The following is a 24,482-nucleotide window of genomic DNA, read 5'->3' on the forward strand; positions in this document are numbered from 1 at the left end:
CGCAGAGGTTAGGTTGGGGGACCTGGAGAGGGAGGGTCACGAGCAGGTGGAGCGCAGGACGATCGGCGCGGGGGCGCTCGAGGTGGGGGCCGTCGGCCTCGGGTGCATGCCGATGAGCTGGGCGTACAGCGGGTCGCGGCAGCGCGGCGACGCGTCGCTCAGGGCGGTGCACCGGGCGCTCGACGCGGGTTCGACGCTCCTGGACACCGCCGACATGTACGGCCCGTTCACCAACGAGCTGCTGGTGGGGCGGGCGTTGAAGGAGCGGCGCGAGGACGCCTTCGTGTCGACGAAGGTGGGGCTGCTGGTGGGCGAGCAGCATGTCGTGGCCAACGGCCGCCCCGGTTATGTGAAGCGCGCCTGCGACGCGTCGCTCAGGCGCCTGCAGACGGACGTCATCGACCTCTACCAGCTGCACCGCGAGGACCCCGAGGTGCCCGTCGAGGAGACCTGGGGCGCGATGGCGGAGCTCGTCCAGGCCGGGATAGGTGAGGACGCTGGGACTGTGCGCGGTCGGCGCGCGCGGCGGCCGGCGCTCCGGTACGCGGCTGCACGACGCGACGATCCGGCAGCTGAAGCGTGTGCAGCAGGTGTTCCCGGTGAGCGCGGTGGAGGCCGAGTTGTCGGTGTGGTCGCCGGAGGCGCTCGAGTCGCTGCTGCCGTGGTGCGAGGCGCGCGGGGTCGGCTTCCTGGCCGCCATGCCCCTCGGCAACGGCTTCCTGACCGGCACGCTCACCCCGGGCGAGGGCTTCGAACCGGACGACGTCCGCGCCCGCCACCCCCGCTTCACCGCGGAGATGATGGCCGCGAACCAGCCCATCGTGGCGGGCCTGCGCCGCATCGCCGCCCGCCACGGCACCAAGGTCACCCCGGCCCAGGTCGCCCTGGCCTGGGTCCTGTCCCAGGGGCGCCACGTCGTCCCGGTCCCGGGTACCAAACAGGAACGCTGGGCGACGGAGAACGCGGCCTCCGCGGCGCTGCGGCTGACGCCCGGGGACCTTGCGGAGGTCGCGGGGCTGCCGGGAGCGCTGGGATCCTGGGACTGAGAAGCCCCGGACGGGCCCGGAACGGGATCGGTTGATCGGGAACCTGCGGGGCGCGAGCGGTGTAAGACAAGTAGAACCTGCCGAACCTGCCGCTGGACCGCCGCCCGAAGGGACCAAGATCGTGCTACGACGAGGTGTGCCGGCCGTGCTGGCCGCGACCGCGCTGCTGCTGACGGCGGGCTGTTCCTCCGGCGGCGGGGGCGACGGATCCGCTGGCGCGGGTGACGGCAAGGGGGCGGGGAGCCCGACCGCGAACTCGTCGCCTTCGGATCGGTCCGCCGAGCAGGCCCCGCCCGCCAAGGGCTCGGTCAAGGTGCTGCGCACGGTGACCACGGGCCTGAACACCCCGTGGGGCGTCGCCCCGCTGCCCGACGACAGCAGTCTGCTCGTCGCCTCGCGCGACCAGGGGACGATCACCAAGGTCGACGCGACGTCCGGAAAGAAGACCGAGCTGGGCAAGGTGTCCGGAGTCTCCCCGGCGGGGGAGGGCGGCCTGCTCGGCATCGCCCTCTCCCCGGACTACGCCTCGGACCACATGATCTACGCCTACTTCACCTCGGCCTCGGACAACCGCATCGTCCGCATGCTTTATGACACGAAGAAGCCGGCCGGCGAGCAACTGGGCGCGCCGGACACGATCTTCAAGGGCATCCCCAAGGGCTACATCCACAACGGCGGCCGCATCGCCTTCGGCCCCGACAGGATGCTGTACGCCGGCACGGGCGAGAGCGGTGACCGGGGACTTGCCCAGGACAGGAAGTCCCTGGGCGGCAAGATCCTCCGGCTGACCCCGGAGGGCGACCCGGCTCCCGGCAACCCGTTCCCCGGCTCCCCCGTCTACACCTACGGCCACCGCAATGTGCAGGGCCTGGCCTGGGACGGCAAACAGCGCCTGTTCGCCTCGGAGTTCGGCCAGGACACCTGGGACGAGCTGAACGCGATCAAGCCGGGCGCCGACTACGGCTGGCCCGACGCCGAGGGCAAGTCGTCCGACTCCAGGTACCAGAACCCGATAGCCCAGTGGCACACGGACGACGCCTCCCCCAGTGGCATCGCCTACGCCGAGGGCTCCATATGGATGGCAGGTCTGAAGGGCCGGCGCCTGTGGCGCATCCCGCTGAAGGGCACGGTGGCCTCGGCCGAGCCGCAGGCCTTCCTCACCGGCACGTACGGCCGGCTGCGCACGGTGGTCTCGGCGGGCGGCAACAAGCTGTGGCTGACGACCAGCAACACGGACGGCCGCGGCGACCCGAAGAGCGGCGACGACCGCATCCTGGAACTGGAGGTGAAGTAGCCGACGGTCACCCCTCGGCGGGCTCCGGCCCCTGCTGCTCGACGGGCTCACCCAACTCCCCGGATTCCTCCGGCTCTTCGGCCTTCGGCCGCCGTACGACGACCTTCCCCGACGCCAGGTCTATCGGGCCGCGCCCGGGGTCGGCGTCCCCCACGTCCTCGCGGGTCAGCTCCAGTCGCTTCTGCTCGTCGCGGGTGTGCTTGCGGCTCGGGGCGAACAGTTCCTCGAAGGCGTTGAACACGGTGTCCCCTCTCTCATCCGGCCACCACCCGGTCCCCGTCCCCCGTCGTCGCAAAGAGACCCAGACGGTGGGCCACGGCGGCGGCCTCCCCTCTCCCTGAGACGCCCAGCTTCCCCAGAATGTTCGAGACATGGACGCTGGCCGTCTTCGGCGAGATGAAGAGCTCCTCGGCTATCTGGCGGTTGGTGCGGCCGGCGGCGACCAGGCGCAGGACGTCGCGTTCCCGGCTGGTGAGGCCGAGGGCCTCGGCGGGGTCGGCGGACCGGCGGGCCGGGACCCGGCTCAGGGTGATGCGGGCGCGCTGGGCGAGCAGCGCCACGGAGCCGGCGAGCGGTCGGGCGCCGAGGTGGTCGGCGACGGCATGGGCCAGCCGGAGCAGCGCGGCGGCGCGGTCGCGCTCCTCGTCGCCGCCGACCGCGAGCAGTGCCTCGGCCAGGCGGTGGCGGACGCGGGCGAGGTCGTAGGGGCGCTCCAGGCATTCGAAGGAGGTGACCACGTCCGACCAGGTGTCGACGGTGTCCTGGCCCCCGGCGCGGGCGAGTTCGGCGCGCACCCACTGCTCGTGGGCGAGCCAGATGGGAGCGCCGGTGGTGGTCTTCCTGGCGACCTCGCGGATCCGTTCGAGGACCTCGGCACGGCCTTCGGCGGCGGCCGGCACGGTGCGTGCGTCGGCCTCGGCGGTGGCGGCGGCGAGCAGCAGGGGCCAGCCGTAGCGCTGGGTTCCGGGCGGGAGGTCGGAGCCCAGGGCACGGACGGTCTCGGCGCGCGCGTCGAGGAAGCGGCCCTCACCGGCGGCCACGCCGACCTCGATGCGGGACAGGAGGAGAGAGTGCTGGGGCATGGGATCGTGGGTGCCCAAGTGGGCGCGGGCGGAGGCCAGTTGGCGGGCGGCCTCGGGCAGCTCGCCGCGGCCGAGGGCGACATGTGCCAGGCACATCGCGCCGCTGCCCTGAGGCTTGGCGCTGAGGCCCACGCGCAGCGCGCCCGTCGCGGCGTCGGCGGCCTCGTCCCAGCGGCCGAGGGAGTACAGCGCCTCCGAGAGGTTGGCCCACACCCAGGCCTCGGAGTCCAGCAGGCCGAACTTCCTGGTGTAGGTGAGGCCCTCCTGCAGGATGGGCACGGCCTCGCGGGTGCGGCCGACCGCGTCGAGCTCGCTGGGCAGGTTGACGTAGGCGCGGCCGGCGACGATCGGAACGCCTTCGGCCAGCGCCCGCTCCTTGACCTCGTACATCTCCGCGAGGCCCGGCTCGGCGGAGCCCGAGTCGACCATGAGGGCGCCGAGGGTGATGCGGGCGTTGAGTTCGATCTCGCGGGCGCCGACCATGCGGGCGTACTCGACGGCGCGCTCGGCGGCGGAGAGGGCGTCGGGGCCGGGTTCGTGGAGCGAGGACCAGTTGGCGACGTTGGCGAGCACCTCGGCGTGCACCTCGGAGGGCGGCAGGCCGCGCACGAGCTGCTGGGCCGTGCCGAGTTCCTGCCAGCCGTCGCCGCGGGCCAGTGCCTGCACCAGGCGGGAGCGCTGGACCCAGAACCAGGCGGCGCGAAGGGGGTCCCCCCTGCTCGAACCCTGTTGAGAGTCTGGGGGAGGGTCGCCCTCGTCCTGAAGCAGATGCAGGGCGCGCTTGGTGATCTTCAGGGCGCGTTCGCGCTCCCCGGACAGGCGGCCGGCGACGGCGGCCTCGGCGAGGATGTCGAGGTAGCGCAGAGGGGTGGTGGCGGGGTCGCAGCCGCAGGGCGGGTAGACCTCGCTGTAGTCGATGGGGCGCAGCTCGTCGCGCACCTCCTCGGGGGCGGCGTCCCACAGCTCCATCGCCCTTTCCAGGAGGCGCAGTTGCTCGCTGTAGGCGTGGCGGCAGCGGGCCTCGACGGAGGCGTCCAGGACGGCGGGCAGGGCCTTGGCGGGGTGGTGGGCGTGGTACCAGTAGCTGGCCAGGCGCATGACGCGCTGGTCGGCGGGGACCAGCGTGGGGTCGGCCTCCAGGGCCTCGGCGTAGCGGCGGTTCAGGCGGGAGCGCTCCCCGGGCAGCAGGTCGTCGCTGACGGCCTCGCGGACCAGGGAGTGGCGGAAGCGGTAGCCGTCGCCGGTGGGTGTGGCGAGCAGGATGTTGGCGTTCACCGCGGCCCGCAGCGCCTCGATGAGGTCGTCCTCGGCGAGCCCGGCGACGGCGGCGAGCAGCCGGTACTCCACGGTGGAGCCGCCCTCGGCGACGACCCGGGCGACCCGCTGGGCGCTCTCGGGCAGCCCCTCGACGCGGACCAGGAGGAGGTCGCGGAGGGAGTCGGTGAGACCGGTGCCGCAGCCCTCGGTGGCGCAGACGGCGAGTTCCTCGACGAAGAAGGCGTTGCCGTCGGAGCGTTCGAAGATGTCGTCGACCTGGGCCGGGTCCGGTTCGGCGGCGAGGATGCCGGCGACCTGACGGCCGACTTCCTCACGGTTGAAGCGGGCCACGTCCATGCGGCGGACGGTGCGCAGCCGGTCGAGTTCGGCGAGCAGGGGGCGCAGCGGGTGGCGGCGGTGGATGTCGTCGGCGCGGTAGGTGGCGAGGACGACGAGGCGGCCGGTGCGCAGGGTGCGGAAGAGGTAGGCCAGCAGATGGCGGGTGGAGGCGTCGGCCCAGTGCAGGTCCTCCAGGGCGACGACGACGATGCGGTCGGCGGCGACGCGCTCCAGCAGGCGGGCGGTGAGTTCGAAGAGGCGGGCCATGCCCTCCTCGTCGTGCCGCCCTCCGCTGGACTCGCCGAGTTCGGGCAGCAGGCGGGTGAGCTCCTCCTCCTGTCCGGCGGCCGCGGCGGCGAGTGCGTCGGGCAGCTCGCGGCGCAGCGCGCGCAGAGCGGTGGAGAACGGCGCGAAGGGCAGACCGTCGGCGCCTATCTCCACGCAGCCGCCGAGCGCGACGACGGCGCCCTCCCGGCAGGCCGTGGTGGCGAACTCCTCGACGAGCCGGGTCTTGCCGACCCCCGCCTCCCCACCGATCAGCAGCGCCTGCGGCTCGCCCGCGGCGGCGCGGGCGAGCGCATCGTTCAGGGTTTTCAACTCTTCGGCACGGCCGACGAACACCGGACTGACGGACCTGGTCTCCACGAGCCCGAGCATCGCACGGGGGTCCGACAGCGCGGCACCGGTTTTCGCCGGGACGGCTGCCGCCGGATGCACCGCGGCCCCCACCGCGGGGAGGTGCGGTGAGGGCGCGGGCGGGGTCTGTGCGGTGCTGTCGTGGTCCCTGGGAGGGCGGCCGTCCCCCGCACGGCCGCCCTCCTGGAGCCCCGCGTTCACGCGACGCGGGCGGACGACCGGAGCCGGCGCAGGCGTGACGTATGGGTCTCGTGCTCCGCGGCGGCTTCGCGGCGGGCGGCGCGACGGCTCCGTACGACCTCGCGTGCCTGGCGCTCCTGCTCGGCCTGGCGGATCAGCTCGGCGGAGCGGAACTGGGAGAGCTCGTACTCGTACATGGTGTGTCCCTTGTGAGAGTCGGTTTCGGCTTCGCTTGCTGCGATGCCTCAACTTTCGTCTCCAAGGGGGGTGCGCCACATCGGGAGACTTCCGCATCTTCGGCGGTGCCCGGGGCCTTAGACGTGCCCGAGGGGCCTCAGGAGCTCCGTAAGGTGCTTACGGATGCCCTAAGACCCCTCAGGACCTGCGGCGATTCAGCCCGCGGAGGGCAGTGCGAGCAGGATGTCGGTGTACTTGAGGACGGCCAGGAGCAGGCCGATGACGCCGAGCGCGACACCGCCCCAGGCGACCGACTTGATCCACACGGCCTGCGGCTTGCCCGGGGCCCCGAATGCGGGCCGGGCCAGCACCACGACACCGATGATCAGCGCGAGCAGCGCGAAGACGCCGCCCCACATCGCGGTGGCCTGCCAGGCGTTGCCGTAGCCCTCGTCGAGCAGCTTGGACACGCTGGAGTTCTGGGAGCTCTGGGCGTGCAGCTGGCCGATGAGCGACTGGCGCGCGGACGCGACGGTGCCGACCCAGCTGCCGGTCAGCGAGACGACGCCGAGCGCGGCGGAGACGACGGCTCCCGCGCCCTGGCCGACGCCGGACGGCTCGCCGTCGGCACCGGACTCGACAAGGTCGGCCTCCGCGGTCGCCTCCTCAGGGGTGGCCTCGGCGGTCTTGTCGTCCGCCTTGCTCACGTCGGTCGCGGTGGTGTCCACCGTCTCCTCGTCGGGCTTCACTTCGGTGGCCTCGGTTCCGGCCTCGTCAACAGTCTTGCTGGTTCCCATACCTCGCACCGTACGGACGCTGTCTGAGAAGTCTCTAAAAGATCGCCGGGGCGGATCCGTCGAGCCTCTCCCTACTGATCTGTGTGTTCGGCACGCGCGCGTACTGCACGCCACTCCGGGGCGAGGATCGACCACACCTCGAGGTCGTGCCGCGTCCCACCATAGGGGTGCGCCTCGCGTCGTACGCCATCCCGGGTCATTCCGAGGCGTCGGGCGACGTTCAGGCTGGGCACATTCCCGGACGCGGCCACCCATTCGACGCGGTGGATGCCACGCTCCTCGACCGCCCAGTCGATCAGCACCCGCATCGCCCGGGTGATCAGTCCGCGGCCGGTCGCCGCCGGCTCCAGCCAGCAGCCGACCTCGCAGTTGCCGGTCTGCGCGTCGAAGTTCAGCGTGAGCACGCCACCCACGAGCTTTCCGTCCAGCCAGATGCCGTGGTACGAGGCGGTGTCGGCGGCGCGCATGTCGGCGTAGCGCTGGAGCGTCTCGCGCGCGGAGAGCACGTCGACGGCGTTCGAGCCGAACGGGATGAACTGCCCGATGAACTCCCGCCCGCGCTCCAGATGCGCGAGGAACTCCTCGGCGTGCCACGGCTCCAGCGGCCGCAGCTGCGCTCCGTCGTCACCCAGGGATATCGCGTACATCCTCGTCCTGTCCCTTCGCCAGTACGTCCGCCACCTCTGCGTCCGTCACCGCGGCCAGCCTTTCATGGGCGGCACGGCACTCGGGCGGCTCGATGCTGATGCGGGGCAGGCGGGCGTCCAGCCAGCGGGGCAGCCACCAGTTGGCGCCGCCGAGCAGGTGCATCAGGGCCGGGACCAGCAGCGTACGGAGCACGAATGCGTCGAGGGCGACGGCGGAGGCGAGCGCGATGCCGAACATGGCGATCACGCGGTCGCCGCTGAGGACGAAGGCGAGGAAGACCGAGATCATGATGACGGCCGCGGAGTTGATCACCCGGCTGGTCTCGGCGAGGCCGACACGGACGGCACGCCGGTTGTCGCCGGTCTCCAGCCACTCCTCGTACATCCGGCTGACCAGGAAGACCTGGTAGTCCATGGAGAGCCCGAAGAGGACGGACACCATGATCACGGGGAGGAAGGGCTCGATAGGGCCTGCGCGGCCGAGGCCCAGCAGCTCGCTCCCCCAGCCCCACTGGAAGATCACGACGACGACGCCGAAGGCGGCGGCGACCGCGGCGACGTTCATCGCGGCGGCCTTGGCCGGGATGCCGATGGACCGGAAGGCGAGCAGCAGCAGGAGGCAGCCGAGGCCGATGACGACGCCCACGAACAGGGGCAGCTTGCCGACGATGACGCCCGCGAAGTCGTCGTAGCCTGCCGTCACACCGCCGACGTGCACGTCCAGCGAGGTGCCGGTCTCGGCGCGCGGCAGCACCTCGGTGCGCAGCCGGTCGACGAGGTCGCTGGTCTTCTGCGACTGGGGCTCCGAGGTCGGGACGATCGTGAAGTACGCGGTGTCACCACCGGTGCTGTACGTCACGGGGGTCACCGACGCGACGCCCTCGGTGGTGCGGATGGTGGCGTCGAGGTTGTCCAGGGTGAGCCGGTCCTCGGCGCCGTTCACCTTGGTCACGAGGGTGAGCGGGCCGTTGACGCCGGGACCGAAGCCGTCGGCGAGGAGGTCGTACGCCTGCCTCGTCGTGGACGACTTGGGGTCGTTGCCCGCGTCGGAGGTGCCCAGGTGGAGGGAGAGGGTGGGCAGGGCGAGGAGGGTCATCACGGCCAGCGCGACCACGCCCAGCACCTTGGGGTGGCGCTCCACGAACGCCGACCACCGGTGGGCGAGCCCGGTCGGCAGCTCCGGCTGCGGCCCGTGCTCCTCCAGACGCCGTCGCTCGCGCCGGCTCAGGGCGCGCGGGCCGATGAACGACAGCAGGGCCGGGAGCAGGGTGACGGAGGCCGCGACGGTGAGGATCACGGTGAGGCTGGCGGCGATCGCGACGCCGTTGAGGAAGCTGAGCCTGAGGATCAGCATTCCGAGCAGGGCTATGCAAACCGTGGCACCTGCGAAGACCACGGCGCGTCCGGTGGTCGTCACGGCGCTGGTGGCGGCCTCGGCGACCGTCAGCCCGCGTTTGAGGCCGCGGCGGTGTCTGGTGACGATGAAGAGCGCGTAGTCGATGCCCACGCCGAGGCCGATCAGCATGCCCAGCATGGGCGCGAAGTCGGCGACGGTCATGACGTGCCCGAGCAGCACGATCCCGGCGTACGCGGTGCCGACGCCGACCAGCGCGGTTCCGATGGGCAGCACCGAGGCGGCGAACGAGCCGAAGGCGAGGAAGAGGACGACCGCCGCGACGACCACGCCGACGATCTCGGCGACGTGCCCGCCGGACGACTCGGTCAGAGCGACGGCGCTGCCGCCCAGCTCGACCTGGAGTCCGTCCGTCTCGGCGGACTTTGCGGTGCTGACCACGGCCTGGGCCTCGGACTTCGTGATGTCCTCGGCGCGGTCGCGGAAGGTGAGCGTGGCGTACGCGGTGTGCCCGTCGGAGCTGATCCGGCCGCCGCCCTGGCCGTCGTAGGGGCTGCTGACGGAGGCGACACCCGGCAGGTCGGTGATCTTGTCCAGGGTCTGGTTCATCGTCTGCTCGACGTCGGCCGCCCGGACGGTGCCGGACGTGGTGTGCCACACGACGGTGTCGCTGTCGCCGCCGATTCCGGGGAAGCCCTGCTGCAACAGCTTGGTGGCGGCGCCCGATTCGGTGCCGGGAGCCTCGTAGTCGTTCGAGTACGCCGTACCCGTCACGGCGGCGGCCGCGCTGACTCCGCCGAAGGCGAGGAGCCACAGCAGTACCGCCAGGAGGCGGTTCCGAACACACCAGCGTGCAAGGGCTGCCACAGACGAGCTCCCGGAGGGGATATGTGGATCTTTGACCGGGAACAGACGTTCACGAGATGAACAGCCCGCAAAGAACGCGTGAGCAATGAAAGGCCCACTCTTGCAGGCAGAAGTGATCGTTTACGCCGTTCGTGGGCTTATTCACAAGAGTGGGAGGCAGATCACAGGACAGTAACGGCGACTCTGTCACCTCGGTCGAACTGATTCCGGCATCTCGGAATCAGCGCCTCCATCCATGGCGGGCGAGAGTAGCGCCTCCTCCTGAGAAACCGGCTGCGGGCCGCCCCGACCGGGTGCTAGCTTCCGCGGGTCAGCCCTCACCGGCCCCTGGCCGACGACACAAGCGGGTGCATTGTTTGAAGGTCCGGCCGAGCTCCTGTGCATCGCCTTCCACTACGAAGATCCGAAGGAGCCCGTTCACCGATGTCCGACATCGCCTCCAGGACCTCGAACGACCCTCTCGCCGACCGTGTGAACCACCCGTCCTATCCGCGCAGCAGCCAGTACGACGCCCGCTGGACGGTCGAGAACCAGATGGGCCCGAACGCCCTGTGGCTGCTGGAATGGCTGGCCCCCGCCCTCGGGCTTGACGCGCTGCGTCCGTGTGCCCGGGTGCTCGACCTCGGCTGCGGCCGCGCGATGACGTCGGTCTTCCTGGCCCGGGAGTTCCACGCCCAGGTCACCGCGGCCGACCTCTGGGTCCGGCCCGACGACAACGCCCGGCGCATCACGGAGGCGGGGTTCGCCGACCGCGTGCTGCCCGTGCACGCGGAAGCTCACGAGCTGCCCTTCGCCGAGGCGAGTTTCGACGCGATCGTGAGCATCGACGCCTACCAGTACTTCGGCACCGACGACCTCTACCTGCCCACGCTCACCCGGCTGCTGAAGCCCGGCGGCCGCATCGGCGTCGTCGTACCGGCACTGCGCGAGGAGCCGGCAGGCGACGAGCCTCCCGGGCACCTCAGGCCCTGGTGGGAGCCCGATTTCTGGTGCTTCCACTCCGCCGGGTGGTGGCGGCGCCACTGGACCCGCAGCGGGGCCGTCGAGGTCGAGGCGGCCGACTGGCAGCCGGACGGCTGGCGGGACTGGCTGCTGTGGTGCGAGGTGGTCGCCGAGGAGAGCCCGGACGAGTTCCACCGCACGATGGCCCGCCGGGTGGGCGAGATGGTGCGGGCGGACGAGGGCCGCACGCTCGGTTTCGTACGGGTCGTGGGGCGCCGTAAGTAAGCAGCCGGAACAGCCGAACGGCCCCGGAGGTCACACCTCCGGGGCCGTGTCGCGTGCTGCCGCTCAGCCTTCGGCGACGCCCAGCTTCTCCAGGATCAGCTCCTTGACGCGGGCCGCGTCGGCCTGGCCGCGGGTCGCCTTCATGACCGCGCCGACCAGGGCACCGGCCGCGGCCACCTTGCCGCCGCGGATCTTGTCGGCGACGCCCGGGTTGCCGGCGATGGCCTCCTCGACGGCGGCGGTCAGCGCACCCTCGTCGGAGACGACCTTCAGGCCGCGCTTGTCGACGACCTCGTCCGGGGTGCCCTCGCCCGCGAGGACGCCCTCGATGACCTGGCGGGCCAGCTTGTCGTTGAGGTCGCCCTTCGAGACCAGCTCGGTGACCCGCGCGACCTGCGCCGGGGTGATCGCCAGCTCGTCGAGCGACGTGCCCGACTCGTTGGCGCTGCGCGCCAGTTCGCCCATCCACCACTTGCGGGCGGAGGCGGCGTCGGCACCGGCGTCGATCGTGGCGACGATCGGCTCCAGCGCACCGGCGTTCAGGATCGCCTGCATCTCGGTTCCGGAGATGCCCCACTCCTCGCGCAGCCTGCTGCGGCGCACCAGCGGCAGCTCGGGCAGCGCGCCCCGGATCTCCTCGACCCACTCGCGCGAGGGGGCCACCGGCACCAGGTCCGGCTCCGGGAAGTACCGGTAGTCCTCCGCCTCCTCCTTCACGCGGCCCGAGGTCGTCGACCCCGTGTCCTCGTGGAAGTGGCGGGTCTCCTGGATGATCGTGCCGCCGGAGGACAGCACGGCCGCGTGCCGCTGGATCTCGAAGCGGGCCGCGCGCTCCACGGACCGCAGCGAGTTGACGTTCTTCGTCTCCGAGCGGGTGCCGAACTTCTCGCGGCCGTGCGGGCGCAGCGACAGGTTCACGTCGCAGCGCATCTGGCCCATCTCCATCCGGGCGTCGGAGACACCGAGCGCCCGGATGACCTCGCGCAGCTCACGGACGTACGCCCGCGCGACCTCGGGAGCACGCTCGCCCGCGCCCTCGATCGGCTTGGTGACGATCTCGATGAGCGGGATACCGGCGCGGTTGTAGTCGAGCAGCGAGTGCGAGGCGCCGTGGATACGGCCCGTCGCGCCGCCGACGTGGGTCGACTTGCCGGTGTCCTCCTCCATGTGGGCGCGTTCGATCTCCACGCGGAAGGTCTCGCCGTCCTCCATCTGTACGTCGAGGTAGCCGTTGAAGGCGATCGGCTCGTCGTACTGGGAGGTCTGGAAGTTCTTCGGCATGTCCGGATAGAAGTAGTTCTTCCGGGCGAAACGGCACCACTCGGCGATCTCGCAGTTCAGCGCGAGACCGATCTTGATCGCTGACTCGACGCCGGTCGCGTTGACGACCGGGAGCGCGCCGGGCAGGCCGAGGCAGGTCGGGCAGGTCTGCGAGTTGGGCTCGGCGCCCAGTTCGGTCGAGCACCCGCAGAACATCTTGGTCTTGGTGCCGAGTTCGACATGGACCTCGAGGCCCATGACGGGGTCGTACGACGCCAGCGCGTCCTCGTACGACACCAGGTCGGTCGTGGTGGTCACGGTGTAACTTCCCTCTCAGCCCAGCAGGACGTCGTCGTCGCCCAGCCGCTTCAGCTCGCGGTACAGGACGGCGAGGCCGGTGACGATGCCGACCGCGGCCACGGTCGCGTCGATCAGCCGCAGCGTGTCCTGCTCGGAACGCGCCTTCCTGATCCGCTTGGCGACACCGAGCGCGCCGAAGGCGGTGGTGGCGATGGACACGTACATACCGGACTTGGACTTCTTGAAGTCCTGAGCCTTGGTCAGTGTCTTGCCTGTCTTGGTCACAGCGACGGAGCCTCCTCCAGGAGCGGGTGCCCCCACTTTTCCACGTAGGCGGCTTCGACCGCGGCGCCGACCTTGTACAGACGGTCGTCCTTGAGCGCCGGGGCGATGATCTGCAGGCCGACCGGGAGGTTGTCCTCCGGGGCCAGACCGCAGGGCAGCGACATGGCCGCGTTGCCCGCCAGGTTGGTCGGGATGGTGCACAGGTCGGCCAGGTACATCGCCATCGGGTCGTCGGCGCGCTCGCCGATCGCGAAGGCGGTGGTCGGCGTCGTGGGCGACACGATCACGTCCACCTGCTCGAAGGCCTTCTCGAAGTCGCGCGTGATGAGCGTGCGGACCTTCTGCGCGGAACCGTAGTAGGCGTCGTAGTAGCCGCTGGAGAGGGCGTACGTGCCCAGCATGATGCGGCGCTTGACCTCGGGACCGAAGCCCGCCTCACGGGTGAGGGAGGTGACCTCCTCCGCCGAGTGACTGCCGTCGTCGCCGGTCCGCAGGCCGTAGCGCAGGCCGTCGAAGCGGGCGAGGTTGGAGGAGCACTCGGACGGGGCGATCAGGTAGTACGCCGACAGCGCGAGGTCGAAGGACGGGCAGTCCAGCTCGACGATCTCGGCGCCCAGCTCCTTGAGGAGGGCGACGGACTCGTCGAACCGCTGGATGACACCGGCCTGGTAGCCCTCGCCGCGGAACTGCTTCACGACGCCGACGCGCATGCCCTGGACGCTGCCGTTGCGGGCGGCCTCGACGACCGGCGGGACCGGGGCGTCGATGGAGGTGGAGTCGAGCGGGTCGTGGCCCGCGATGACCTCGTGCAGCAGCGCCGCGTCCAGGACCGTACGGGCGCAGGGCCCGCCCTGGTCGAGGGAGCTGGAGAACGCGACCATGCCGTACCGGGAGACCGCGCCGTACGTCGGCTTCACGCCCACCGTGCCGGTGACGGCGGCCGGCTGGCGGATGGAGCCGCCGGTGTCGGTGCCGATGGCGAGGGTGGCCTGGTAGGAGGCGATCGCGGCGGAGGAGCCGCCGCCCGAGCCGCCGGGGATCTTGGTGAGGTCCCACGGGTTGCCGGTCGGGCCGAAGGCGCTGTTCTCCGTCGACGACCCCATGGCGAACTCGTCCATGTTGGTCTTGCCGAGGATCACGACGTCGGCGGCCTTGAGCCGCTTGGTGAGCGTCGCGTCGTACTGCGGGATCCAGCCCTCGAGGATCTTCGAGCCGACGGTCGTCGGAACGCCCTCGGTGGTGAAGATGTCCTTGAGCGCGAGCGGGACGCCGGCGAGGGGGCCGAGCTTCTCGCCCCTCTCCCGCTTCTCGTCGACGGCACGGGCCTGCGCCAGGGCGCCTTCGCGGTCGACGTGCAGGAAGGCGTGCACCTTCTCGTCGACGGCCTCGATCCGGGCGAGGTGCGCCTCGGCCACCTGCACGGCCGTGAGCTCGCCGGACGCGATTTTCGCGGCCGTCTCGGCGGCGGTGAGCTTGATGATGTTGCTGTCCGTCATGGGATCAGTCCTCCCCCAGGATCTGCGGCACCTTGAAACGCTGCTGCTCCTGGGCCGGGGCGCCGGAGAGCGCCTGCTCGGGGGTGAGCGAGGGACGGACCTCGTCCTTGCGCATGACGTTCGTCAGCGGGAGCGGGTGCGAGGTCGGCGGTACGTCTTGGTCGGCGACCTCGCTGACGCGGGCGACCGCGCCGATGATGTCGTCGAGCTGGCCTGCGAAGTGATCGAGTTCTTCGGGCTTCAGCTCCAGACGCGCCAGCCGGGCGAGGTGGGCGACCTCCTCGCGCGTAATGCCAGGCATGCAGCGATCCTCTGGGGTGAGTGTGTGTGTGGTGTGCGACTGGCCCCAATCCTATGGGGCGGGGGCCTCGGGCCGTTAAACGGTTTGCCCGGCCCCCTCCGCGTCGCTGACGCACCCCCGCCGGTCAGCGCCGGCGGCCGTCCCAGACAGCGCTGCGCAGGAAGTGGTTGTCGTACAGCTCCTGCACCTCCAGCAGGCTCTCCGGGGTGACCTCGCCCAGGCGGATGCGCTGCAGATGACGGAAGTACTCGAAGCGCTCCACGCCCGGGGTGATGACGATGAGCAGGTCGGCCGGGGTCCCGGGGGCGGCGGCGAAGGCGTGCGGCCGGTCCGGCGGGACGACGACCAGGTCGCCGCGCTCGGCGGTGACGACGTCTTCACCGGACAGGACGTCGGCGGCGCCGTCGAGGAGGTAGAACATCTCGGCGGAGTGGCGGTGCAGGTGCGGGCGGGCGCCGTCGGCGCCCTCGGCGAGGGTGACGCGCACGGTGGACAGCGCACCGCCGGTGGCACTGCTGTCGGCCAGCAGCCGCACGGCGACGGGGTCGCCCCCGATCAGCTCGGCCTCCGCGTCGCGGACCAGCACGGTCTCGTCGAACTTCGGTACGAACAGCGACATGTCTCGGCTCCCCCTGTGAGATGTCGTCAGACCGCGAAGAGCAGCCCGGCACTGATCAGTACAACGATCGCGGTGGCGAAGTGGATCCCGAAGGCCACGGCCTTCGCACCCCCGTTGCGCAGGACTATCAGCGTGTCGAAGAGCGGGATGAGTGCCACGGTGAGCATGAACCAGGCCTCGGCCCGGGCGCCGGCGAAGGCCAGCAGGACCAGACCCATCACGCCGAAGGTGCCGTCCCGCAGCCCCTTGACCGAGAGATAGGCACCGGCGTCGCCGTCCGGGCGGGCGGGGACGCCGTAACCGGCGGCGGCCGGGCCCGGCTGGAACAGGAACCGGTAGCCGAGGAACAGGCAGAACAGGTCGAGCAGGACGGCCAGGGTGTAGGCGGTGACGGTCATGTCCACCTCCTCGTGGATTCGCTAGCAATGCTAGGGACTAGAGCGAAGCTAGAAGAGCATCGACAGCTTGGCTAGCGACGCTAGAATTTCTGCCATGCCGATCCAGACGCGCCGGGAGCGCGAACGAGCGGAACGTGAGCGGCTGATCGTCACGGCCGCACGGGAACTCGCCGAGTCGGAGGGCTGGGACGCGGTGACCACGCGTCGGCTGGCGGCGGAGATCGAGTACAGCCAGCCGGTCCTCTACAGCCACTTCAAGGGCAAGGACGCGATCATGGCGGCGGTCGCGGTGCAGGGCTGCGCCGATCCGGCGGAGGAACTGCGCACGGCCCGTACGGCCGCGAAGGGCATCCGTGAGGCCCTGGCGGCGGTGGGGCGGTCGTACTCCGACTTCGCGCGACAGCGGCCCGCCCTCTACGACGCGATGTTCACCCACGCCGTGGAGTTGCCGTTCGCCACGCCGGAGGCCCCGGAGCCGCTGAAGCAGGCGTTCGGGGAGCTACTGCAGGCCGTGGAGCCGATCGCGGCCGAGGGAGAGGATCCGGGGCTGCTGACGGAGACGCACTGGGCGGGCCTGCACGGCCCGGTGACGCTCATGCGCAGTGGGCGGCTGCCGGCGGAGGCTCACGAGCAGCGCCAGGCCCTGCTGATCGGGCACTTCACGGCGGGGGCGAGCTGACGGGCGGTGCCGGTCGGCTCACTCGTCGCTCGCCGCGGCCGGGAGGGCCGCGCGCGGACGCTGCCAGCCGCGGGTGCCGCGGGCCAGGAGCCAGGCCGTCGTCTCCTCGGCCGGCATCGCCGCCGCGACGAGCCAGCCCTGTACGGCGTCGCAGCCCAGGTCGCGCAGGCGTTCCCAGGTCTCGTCGTCCTCGACGCCCTCCGCGACGACCAGAAGGCCGAGCGAGTGGGCCAGGTCCACGGTGCAGCGGACGATCTCCGCATCCTCCGCGTCGACGGCCAGCCGCGCCACGAAGGAACGGTCGATCTTCAGCTCGCTCACCGGCAGGCGCCGCAGATGCACCAGGGAGGAGTACCCGGTGCCGAAGTCGTCCAGCGACATCTTCACGCCGTGCCCGGTCAGGGCGGCCAGGGTGTCCGCGGCGCGCTGCGGGTCCTCGAGCAGGACGTGTTCCGTTATCTCGAGTTGGAGCGCTCCCGCCGGAACTCCGTGCCGGGCCAGCCGCGCGGCGACGGAGCCCGCGAACCCGGGGGTGTGCACGTCCCGCGGGGAGACGTTGACCGCGACCGGCACCCGCAGACCCTGCGCCCGCCAGCGCGCCACCTGGGCGAGCGCCGTCTCCAGGACGTACTCGGTGAGATGGGGCATCAGCCCGGAGGACTCGGCGATCGCTATGAACTCGTCCGGCGGCACCTTCCCCCGCTCGGGATGCACCCAGCGCACCAGCGCCTCCAGCCCGGCCACATGCCCGTCGAAGCGGACCTTGGGCTGGTAGTGCAGCTCCACCTCCCGCGCGTCCAGGGCCCGTCGCAGATCACCGAGGAGTCCGAGCCGGTCCGGGGTGTTCGAGTCCCGCTTGGACTCGTAGACCTCGACGCCCGTACGGTCCCGCTTCGCCTGGTACATCGCCACGTCGGCCCGCCGCAGCATCCCCTCGGCGTCCAGGGCGTGGTCCGGGAAGACGGCGACGCCCGCGCTGGCCTCCAGGACGAGGGTGAGCCCGTCGAGGTCGAGCGGGGAGCTGAGCGCGGCGACGAGGCCGCGGGCCACGCGGGTCGCGGACGTCGTCGAGTCGGCGACGGGCAGCAGTACCGCGAACTCGTCACCGCCCAACCGCGCGGCCTCCGCTCCGCGCGGCAGTGCGAGACGCAGCCGGTCGGCTATCTGCAACAGCAGCCGGTCGCCCGCGAGATGCCCGAGTGTGTCGTTGACCGAGCGGAACCGGTCCAGGTCGATCAGCATCAGGGCGGCGCGGGCGCCGATGCGTTCGGCGTCGTCCAGCGCGGTCCAGATGCGCTCCTGGAGCCACTGCCGGTTGGGCAGTCCGGTCAGCGGGTCGCGCAACTGCTCCTCCGCCCGGGCGCGCGCTATCCACAGGGTGGAGTCGAGCGCGATCAGCGGGATGGCGAACAGGGGCAGCAGCACCGGCTGGGCGACGGCGACCACGCAGACCAGCGGGGCGATGCCGAGCAGCGCGACCGCGACAAGTCCCTGTCTGACCAGGGCTGTCCGGGCGACGGTGGGCAGACCCTCGCGGCGCGGGGCGTAGAGGTACCACAGCAGGGTGCGGGTGACCAGGAGATAGGCGGCGGCGACGAGCACCACCGCGGGGGCGGTGTAGAGAGTCCAGGTGTCCGGGTTCCAGGGCGTCTCGACGGACGGCACCCGGCCGAACGCGCCCAGCACCAGGGCCCCGGCGCCGATGCCGAGGATGTCCACCGAGCCGTGCAGCACGCCCTGGCGCCAGCGGTTGCGGCGGGCGATGCCGACCAGCACGACGACGGTGAGGCTGACCATTCCGGCCGGCACCCAGCCGTGGAGCAGCAGGACGGCGAGGGTGAGGGCGGCCCCGGAGCCGGTGCCGCCCCACCAGCGGGAGCGGCCGAGCATCACCAGGTGGCCGACGATGATGCCGGTCAGCACGGCGAGTGCCCACCCGACGGTGCCGCACGGGAAGAGCGCGTGGCTCCCGGTGAACGCCCGGTAGAAACCTGCCCCCAGGACGAAGGCCGCCGCGCCCACGACCGCGGCGGGCAGCGCGGGCCAGGACGGGTGCCGTTCGTGTTCGGCGTCGTCCAGCACTGCGGGGTGGTCTGCGGTGAGATGCGGGGCACGCCCGTCGGTCGCGGTGTACTGTCCGGTGGCGCGCCCCTCGGCACCCGGACGCTCCGAAGGCCGCCCGGCCCACCGGCTCGCCCGCCATGCGCCGGCGACCCGGCGCAGGCGCAGCCCTGAGTCAGGGGCGGCGCTCTCGGTCGGTTCCATTCCCGTCCCTCTCACAGCCGGCGGTGCCCACGCCACGCGGCCCGATGCCCGACATCCATCAACGGCACCGCGTTGGAAAACCCTTCCCCTTGCTCATCAAGAGCAAGGGGTTGCCCCAACCGCAGCTGGGCACGGCAGGCGCACATCTCAACAGTAGGCCGCAGAAGGCTTCCACGGGCAGCGGTCGTCGACGGTTGCCCGAATGCACCCCAGCCACCCGTATGCATCTGGTATGCGCCGATCGGGTGGCCTTCAATCGCTATTCCTCTGTGGGAAGCGCAACTTCGGCCGCCGCGTCCGGGCCCTGCTCCAGCAGGACGTTGAACCCCTCCTCGTTCAGCACAGGCACCTTGAGCTGCATCGCCTTGTCGTATTTCGAGCCGGGGTTGTCCCCCACGACGACGAACGACGTCTTCTTCGAGACAGAACCGGTCACTTTCGCTCCCCGGCTCTGAAGTGCCTCTTTGGCGCCGTCACGCGTGAAGTGCTCGAGGGTGCCGGTGACCACGAGGGTCAGTCCTTCGAGCGGGCGCGGCCCTTCGTCCTCGCCCGAGCCCTCCTCCTCCATGCGGACGCCGGCGGCCCGCCACTTGCGCAGGATCTCCTGGTGCCACTCCTCGGCGAACCATTCCTTGAGGGAGGCGGCGATGATCCCGCCGACGCCGTCGGTGTTCGCCAGCTCCTCCTCGCTCGCCTGCTCGATGCGCTCGATCGACCGGAACTCCCGGGCCAGCGCCTCGGCGGCGACCGGGCCGACATGACGGATCGACAGACCGGTCAGTACGCGGGCGAGCGGGCGCTCCTTGGCCGCGGCGATGTTCTCCAGCATGGCAACCGCGTTCTTCTTCGGCTCGCCCTGCTGGTTGGCGAAGACCGTGGCGATCTTCTCCTCGCCGGTCTTCGGGTCGCGCTTGGGCAGGCCGCTGTCCTGGTCGAGGACGTACGCCTTGATGGGCAGCAGCTGCTCGACGGTGAGGTCGAAGAGGTCGCCCTCGTCCCTCAGCGGCGGGTCGGCGGGCTCCAGCGGCTTGGTCAGGGCGGCGGCGACGACGTAGCCGAAATGCTCGATGTCCAGTGCCTTGCGGCCGGCGAGGTAGAACAGCCGCTCGCGCAACTGGGCCGGGCAGGCGCGCGCGTTGGGGCAGCGCAGGTCGACGTCGGCCTCCTTCATCGGCCTGAGCGGCGTACCGCACTCGGGGCACTCGGCGGGCATCACGAACTCGTGCTCGCTGCCGTCGCGCAGGTCGACGACCGGGCCGAGGATCTCCGGGATGACGTCTCCGGCCTTGCGCAGCACCACCGTGTCGCCGATGAGGACGCCCTTGGCCTTGACCACGTCCTGGTTGTGCAGGGTCGCGAACTCCACCTCCGAACCGGCCACCGTGACCGGCTCGACCTGGGCGTACGGTGTGACTCGGCCCGTACGGCCCACGCCCACGCGGATGTTGATGAGCTTGGTGTTGACCTCCTCGGGCGCGTACTTGTACGCGATGGCCCAGCGCGGGGCGCGGGAGGTGGAACCGAGGCGTCCCTGGAGGGGAATCTCGTCCAGCTTGACGACGACTCCGTCGATCTCGTGCTCCACGGAGTGGCGGTTCTCGCCGTAGTACGCGATGAACTCCCGTACCCCGTCGAGGCCGTCGACCACCTTGTTGTGCCGGGAGGTGGGCAGGCCCCAGGTCTTGAGCAGGTCGTAGCCCTGGGAGAGGCGGGTGAGGCCCTCGAAGCCTTCCAGCACGCCGATGCCGTGGACCACCATGTGCAGCGGGCGGGTGGCCGTGACGCGGGGGTCCTTCTGGCGCAGGGAACCGGCCGCCGCGTTGCGCGGGTTGGCGAAGGGCTTGTCCCCGGCCTCCACCAGGCGGGCGTTGAGCTCCTCGAACTTCTCCATCGGGAAGTAGACCTCGCCGCGGATCTCCACGCGGTCCGGGACGCGGTCGCCGTTCAGGCGGTCCGGAATCTCCGTGATCGTCCGGACATTGGGGGTGATGTCCTCCCCCGTACGCCCGTCGCCGCGCGTGGCCGCGCGGACCAGACGGCCGCGCTCGTACGTGAGGTTGACCGCTAGGCCGTCGACCTTGAGCTCGCACAGGAAGTGGTACTCCTGCTCGCCCAGCTCCCGGTGGATGCGGTCGGCCCAGGCGGCGAGCTCCTCGTCGTTGAACGTGTTGTCCAGGGACAGCATCCGGGAGGCGTGCCGGACCGCCGTGAACTCGGTCTCGTACGACCCCGACACCTTCTGCGTCGGCGAGTCCGGCGTGCGCAGCTCCGGATACTCCTCCTCCAGCGCCTCCAGGGAGCGCAGGAGCTTGTCGAACTCCGCGTCGCTGACGACCGGAGCGTCCTTCACGTAGTACCGGAAGCGGTGCTCCTCGATCTGCTCAGCGAGCTTCGCGTGCTGCTCCCGTGCCTCGGCGGGCACCGCCGTCTCCGCCTGCTTGTCGCCGGCCACCGTGTTGTCCTCCCGTTACTCTGGGTTGTCCGCGAGGGATCTCGCCGCCCGGACGCAGTGGGCGAGAGCCCGGCGCGCGTAGTCCGGGGAGGCCCCCGCGAGTCCGCACGACGGCGTGACGGTGACCGCCTCCGCGAGAAGCTCCGGTTGCAGCCCCAGCCTGCGCCACAGCGTCCTGACACCCATGACGCTACCGGCAGGGTCTGACAATCGGCCGTCCGTGCCCGGCACGACACCGGCGAAGAGCCGGGTACCCCCTTCCACCGCTTCGCCGATCGTCTCGTCGTCACGCTCGGTGAGGAGCGAGAAGTCGAAGGAGATCGCCGCCGCGCCCGCCCGGCGCAGCAGCGCGAACGGAACGTCCGGTGCGCAGGAGTGGACCACGGCCGGGCCGCCCGCGTGAACCCCGATGACGTCGCGGAGGGTGGCCTCGACGAGCTGGCGGTCGAACGCGCGGTGGGTGCGGTAGCCGCTGGCGGTCCTGACCTCACCGCGGAGCACCGCGGTGAGGGAGGGTTCGTCGAGTTGGAGGACGAGGCGGGCGGCCGGGACGCGGCGCTGCACGTCCTCCAGGTGCAGGCGCAGGCCCTCGGCGAGGGAGGCGGCCAGGTCGCGGCAGGCGCCCTGGTCGGAGAGGGCGGCCTCGCCGTTCCTCAGCTCCAGGCCGGCGGCGAGGGTCCAGGGGCCCACCGCCTGGACCTTCAGCGGGCCCTCGTAGTCCTGGGTGAACTCCTCCAGGGCGTCGAGGTCCTCGCCGAGCCAGGACCTCGCGCGCCTGGTGTCCCGGCCCGGGCGGTCGCCGATCCGCCAGCCGCTGGGCTCCACGCGCGCGTACAGGTCGACGAGCAGGCCGGCGGTCCGGCCCATCATGTCCGCGCCGGGGCCGCGGGCGGGCAGCTCGGGCAGGAACGGGAAGTCCTCGAAGGTCCCGGTGACGGTCTTCGCGGCCTCGCGGGCGTCGCCGCCCGGCATGGAGCCGATGCCGGTGGCGGGGCCGAACCGTGCCTCGGTCACCGGCCCGGCCTCACCGTCAGGTCGTTGACCTCGGCGTCCCTCGGCAGGTCGAGGGCCATCACGATCGTCGTGGCCACCGACTCCGGGTCGATCCACTCCGCGGCGTCGTACTCCTTGCCCTCCTGCTGGTGGACCTTGGCCTGCATCGGGCTCGCCGTGCGGCCGGGGTAGACCGAGGTGACGCGGACGCCGTTGTCGTGCTCCTCGCCCCGCAGCGAGTCCGCCAGCGCCTTGAGTCCGTGCTTGGACGCCGCGTACGCCGACCAGTCGGCGCTAGCCCGCAGGCCCGCGCCCGAGTTCACGAAGACCACGTGCCCGCGCGCCGTCCGCAGTTGCGGCAGGAAGTGCCGGGTCAGCTCGGCCGGGGCGATCAGGTTGACGTTGAGCTGGTGGCGCCAGGACTTCGGGGTGAGATCACCGACCGCCCCGAGGTCGACGACGCCGGCGATGTGGAGCAGGGAGTCGACGCGGTCGGGAAGCGTCTGGTGGGAGAAGGCCCAGGACAGCTTGTCCGGATCGGCCAGGTCGCCCACCAGGGTCTTCGCACCGGGGTACGCCGCCGCCAACTCCTTCGCGCGGCCGGCGTCGCGCGCGTGGAGCACGAGTTCGTCCCCGCGCGCGTGGAGGCGGCGGGCGACGGCCGCGCCGATGCCGGAGCCCGCTCCGGTGATCACATGTGTAGCCATGCCGCCATGCTCGCATCACGCGGGTGCCGGACGTCGCGCCGCCCGGCTCCCCCGCTCACCTGGGGCCGGTCTCACTCGACGCCCTGGCTCTCCTCGAGGTACGCCAGCGCACCCACCGGCTCCTCCGCGAAGAACACCAGGTCGGTGAGTGGACGCGGCAGGAAGCCCTCGTCCTCCATGCGCCGGAACTGCTCCTTGAGGCCGTCGTAGAAGCCGGCGGTGTTGAGCAGGACGACCGGCTTGTCGGTGTGCCCGTGCTTCTTCAGCTCCAGGATCTCGGTGGCCTCGTCGAGCGTGCCGGTGCCGCCCACCATGATCACCACCGCGTCGGCCTTCTCCAGGAGCAGCCGCTTGCGCTCGGCGAGGTCGCCGGCGATCACCATCTCGTCCGCGCCCTGCCGCGCCTTGGCCGCGAGGAAGTCGACGGAGACCCCGCAGAGCCGGCCTCCCGCCTCCTGCACGCCGTCGGCGACCACCTTCATCAGCCCGACGTCCGAACCGCCCCAGACGAGCGTGTGCCCGCCCTTGCCCAGCAGTTTCGCGAAGTCACGCGCGGGACGCGTGTAGCGGTCGTCGAGGTCGGCGGCGGAGAGGAAGACGCAGATACGCATGAGGCAACCGTACGCGGGAAGAACCCGGCGCCCGCGAGCGCTGCCCAGGTATGGCCCAAGGACACACGATCACCATCGAGCAAGTCGACCAGCACGTGCGCGTGGTGCACGGCGACCAGGTTCTGGCGGACAGCGACCGGCCCCTCCTGCTGCGCGAGACGGGCTGTCCGGTGCGGTACTACATCCCGGCCGAGGACGTACGCCTCGAGCTGCTGACGCCGTCCGACACGCACACGTACTGCCCGTTCAAGGGAACCGCCTCCTACTGGTCCGCCCCGGACGCGGCGGACATCGTCTGGTCCTACCCCGACCCCAAGCCCGACGTCGCCGAGATCAAGGACCACCTCTGCTTCTACGAAGTGGACGTGTCGTGAGCGGTTGAGCGCGCATATTTCCCTGTGGTGGGGCAGTCTCCACAGGCATGGAGAAGAAGACCCTTTCACGCGACGGCACCCCCGTCGCGTATGAACGGTTCGGACAGGGCCCGGCGGTCGTCCTCGTGAGCGGCGCGATGTCGACGAGCGCCACGGTGGTCCCGCTCGCCGCGGCTCTCTCCGACCGCTTCGGCGTCATCGTCTACGACCGTCGCGGCCGGGGCGAGAGCGGCGACACGGCGCCCTACGCGGTGGCCCGCGAGGTCGAGGACCTCGCGGCGCTCATCGACGTGGCGGGCGGCGAGGCCTCGCTGTACGGCATTTCCTCGGGCGGCGCGCTCGTCCTGGAGGCGGTGGCGAGCGGGCTGCCGGTCCCCCGGGCCGCCGTGTACGAGGTGCCGTTCGCCATGTCCGAGGACGCCGGCACGGAGCGCGCCGAGTACACGGCGAACCTCACCGAGGCGCTCCGCGACGACCGGCGCGGGGACGCGGTCGAGCTGTTCCTGAGGCTGACGGGTCTGGCCGAGGAGATGATCCATGGCGCCCGTCAGTCGCCCATGTGGGCCGCCATGGAAGCACTCGCACCGAGCCTCGCGTACGACGACGCCGTACTGGGCGACGGAACGGTGCCCCGCGCGCGGCTGGCCACGATCGACGTGCCGGTGCTGTCGGCCTCCGGCACGGCGAGCCCCGCCTGGATGGGCGAGGCCGCCCGGGCCGTGGCCGACGCGGTGCCGCAGGGGACGTACCGGAGCCTGGCGGACCAGACCCACCGGGTGGATCCGCACGTGCTGGCGCCGGTGCTGGCGGAGTTCTTCTCCCCGGCCGGCTAGACCTGG

Annotated in this window: 22 protein-coding genes and 1 pseudogene; 6 read left to right on the forward strand and 17 right to left on the reverse strand. The window is 71.4% G+C overall.

Translation table 11 applies throughout. The features are described 5' to 3' along the window. Window positions 1–46: 46 nt before the first annotated feature. Together ACIBN2_RS41465 and ACIBN2_RS41470 are read left to right on the forward strand one after the other, a co-directional pair. A pseudogene (locus tag ACIBN2_RS41465) lies at window positions 47–1,046 on the forward strand (aldo/keto reductase). A gap of 136 nt (window positions 1,047–1,182) precedes the next feature. Then, entirely contained in the window at window positions 1,183–2,340 is a 1,158-nt protein-coding gene (locus ACIBN2_RS41470; RefSeq protein ID WP_399142768.1) for a PQQ-dependent sugar dehydrogenase, read from the forward strand. Window positions 2,341–2,347: 7 nt separating this feature from the next. Here the strand turns inward: ACIBN2_RS41470 and ACIBN2_RS41475 are convergent, their stop codons facing one another. From ACIBN2_RS41475 to ACIBN2_RS41500, 6 genes are all read right to left on the reverse strand, one after another. After that, window positions 2,348–2,581: a DUF6191 domain-containing protein gene (locus ACIBN2_RS41475; protein ID WP_399142647.1), complete on the reverse strand. Its 234-nt coding sequence runs from the start codon at window positions 2,579–2,581 to the stop codon at window positions 2,348–2,350. 13 nt (window positions 2,582–2,594) lie between these two features. Beyond that, window positions 2,595–5,675, reverse strand: a complete 3,081-nt coding sequence (locus tag ACIBN2_RS41480) for an AAA family ATPase (RefSeq protein WP_399142769.1) — start codon at window positions 5,673–5,675, stop codon at window positions 2,595–2,597. A gap of 176 nt (window positions 5,676–5,851) precedes the next feature. Then, window positions 5,852–6,031, reverse strand: a complete 180-nt coding sequence (locus tag ACIBN2_RS41485) for a hypothetical protein (RefSeq protein WP_399142649.1) — start codon at window positions 6,029–6,031, stop codon at window positions 5,852–5,854. Between the two features lie 195 nt (window positions 6,032–6,226). Next, a complete protein-coding gene (locus tag ACIBN2_RS41490) occupies window positions 6,227–6,808 on the reverse strand; it encodes a hypothetical protein (protein ID WP_399142651.1) in 582 nt (193 codons plus the stop codon). Between the two features lie 71 nt (window positions 6,809–6,879). Continuing rightward, window positions 6,880–7,455: a GNAT family N-acetyltransferase gene (locus tag ACIBN2_RS41495; protein WP_399142652.1), complete on the reverse strand. Its 576-nt coding sequence runs from the start codon at window positions 7,453–7,455 to the stop codon at window positions 6,880–6,882. Next, on the reverse strand, window positions 7,433–9,676 hold the full coding sequence (locus ACIBN2_RS41500; RefSeq protein WP_399142654.1) for an MMPL family transporter: 2,244 nt from the start codon (window positions 9,674–9,676) through the stop codon (window positions 7,433–7,435). The genes ACIBN2_RS41495 and ACIBN2_RS41500 overlap by 23 nt, the downstream gene beginning before the upstream one ends. 423 nt (window positions 9,677–10,099) lie before the next feature. Between ACIBN2_RS41500 and ACIBN2_RS41505 the strand changes: the two genes are divergently transcribed. Next, window positions 10,100–10,903 carry an SAM-dependent methyltransferase gene (locus tag ACIBN2_RS41505; RefSeq protein ID WP_399142655.1) on the forward strand — a complete coding sequence of 268 codons (804 nt, stop codon included), beginning with the start codon at window positions 10,100–10,102 and terminating at the stop codon, window positions 10,901–10,903. A gap of 63 nt (window positions 10,904–10,966) precedes the next feature. Here ACIBN2_RS41505 and gatB read toward each other — a convergent pair whose 3' ends face one another. The 6 genes from gatB to ACIBN2_RS41535 form a co-directional block, all read right to left on the reverse strand. Then, window positions 10,967–12,481, reverse strand: coding sequence for an Asp-tRNA(Asn)/Glu-tRNA(Gln) amidotransferase subunit GatB (gene gatB, locus ACIBN2_RS41510; protein WP_399142657.1), 1,515 nt, complete (start codon window positions 12,479–12,481; stop codon window positions 10,967–10,969). Between the two features lie 15 nt (window positions 12,482–12,496). After that, window positions 12,497–12,748, reverse strand: a complete 252-nt coding sequence (locus ACIBN2_RS41515) for a hypothetical protein (RefSeq protein WP_358595498.1) — start codon at window positions 12,746–12,748, stop codon at window positions 12,497–12,499. Beyond that, entirely contained in the window at window positions 12,745–14,244 is a 1,500-nt protein-coding gene (gene gatA / locus ACIBN2_RS41520) for an Asp-tRNA(Asn)/Glu-tRNA(Gln) amidotransferase subunit GatA (RefSeq protein WP_399142659.1), read from the reverse strand. Before gatA ends, ACIBN2_RS41515 begins: the two co-directional genes overlap by 4 nt. 4 nt (window positions 14,245–14,248) lie before the next feature. After that, on the reverse strand, window positions 14,249–14,545 hold the full coding sequence (gene gatC, locus ACIBN2_RS41525; RefSeq protein WP_016432511.1) for an Asp-tRNA(Asn)/Glu-tRNA(Gln) amidotransferase subunit GatC: 297 nt from the start codon (window positions 14,543–14,545) through the stop codon (window positions 14,249–14,251). 124 nt (window positions 14,546–14,669) lie between these two features. Continuing rightward, window positions 14,670–15,164: a cupin domain-containing protein gene (locus tag ACIBN2_RS41530; RefSeq protein WP_399142661.1), complete on the reverse strand. Its 495-nt coding sequence runs from the start codon at window positions 15,162–15,164 to the stop codon at window positions 14,670–14,672. Between the two features lie 26 nt (window positions 15,165–15,190). Then, window positions 15,191–15,562, reverse strand: coding sequence for a DUF4267 domain-containing protein (locus ACIBN2_RS41535; protein WP_399142663.1), 372 nt, complete (start codon window positions 15,560–15,562; stop codon window positions 15,191–15,193). A gap of 94 nt (window positions 15,563–15,656) precedes the next feature. Between ACIBN2_RS41535 and ACIBN2_RS41540 the strand changes: the two genes are divergently transcribed. Next, window positions 15,657–16,241, forward strand: a complete 585-nt coding sequence (locus tag ACIBN2_RS41540) for a TetR/AcrR family transcriptional regulator (protein ID WP_399142664.1) — start codon at window positions 15,657–15,659, stop codon at window positions 16,239–16,241. Window positions 16,242–16,259: 18 nt separating this feature from the next. Here ACIBN2_RS41540 and ACIBN2_RS41545 read toward each other — a convergent pair whose 3' ends face one another. The 5 genes from ACIBN2_RS41545 to ACIBN2_RS41565 form a co-directional block, all read right to left on the reverse strand. Continuing rightward, window positions 16,260–18,506 carry a putative bifunctional diguanylate cyclase/phosphodiesterase gene (locus ACIBN2_RS41545; RefSeq protein ID WP_399142666.1) on the reverse strand — a complete coding sequence of 749 codons (2,247 nt, stop codon included), beginning with the start codon at window positions 18,504–18,506 and terminating at the stop codon, window positions 16,260–16,262. 259 nt (window positions 18,507–18,765) lie between these two features. After that, window positions 18,766–20,958, reverse strand: coding sequence for an NAD-dependent DNA ligase LigA (ligA, locus tag ACIBN2_RS41550; protein ID WP_399142668.1), 2,193 nt, complete (start codon window positions 20,956–20,958; stop codon window positions 18,766–18,768). A 15-nt stretch (window positions 20,959–20,973) separates the two neighbouring features. After that, window positions 20,974–21,972, reverse strand: a complete 999-nt coding sequence (locus ACIBN2_RS41555; RefSeq protein WP_399142669.1) for a methionine synthase — start codon at window positions 21,970–21,972, stop codon at window positions 20,974–20,976. Then, window positions 21,969–22,658, reverse strand: coding sequence for an SDR family oxidoreductase (locus ACIBN2_RS41560; protein WP_399142670.1), 690 nt, complete (start codon window positions 22,656–22,658; stop codon window positions 21,969–21,971). Before ACIBN2_RS41560 ends, ACIBN2_RS41555 begins: the two co-directional genes overlap by 4 nt. Before the next feature lie 71 nt (window positions 22,659–22,729). Next, window positions 22,730–23,269, reverse strand: coding sequence for a TIGR00730 family Rossman fold protein (locus ACIBN2_RS41565; RefSeq protein WP_393866639.1), 540 nt, complete (start codon window positions 23,267–23,269; stop codon window positions 22,730–22,732). Window positions 23,270–23,319: 50 nt separating this feature from the next. Between ACIBN2_RS41565 and ACIBN2_RS41570 the strand changes: the two genes are divergently transcribed. Next, window positions 23,320–23,643, forward strand: a complete 324-nt coding sequence (locus ACIBN2_RS41570; RefSeq protein ID WP_399142672.1) for a DUF427 domain-containing protein — start codon at window positions 23,320–23,322, stop codon at window positions 23,641–23,643. Between the two features lie 47 nt (window positions 23,644–23,690). Next, window positions 23,691–24,476, forward strand: a complete 786-nt coding sequence (locus ACIBN2_RS41575) for an alpha/beta fold hydrolase (RefSeq protein WP_399142674.1) — start codon at window positions 23,691–23,693, stop codon at window positions 24,474–24,476. Window positions 24,477–24,482 lie beyond the last annotated feature (6 nt).

Source organism: Streptomyces sp. NPDC050534 (assembly GCF_044457745.1).
Classification (GTDB): domain Bacteria; phylum Actinomycetota; class Actinomycetes; order Streptomycetales; family Streptomycetaceae; genus Streptomyces.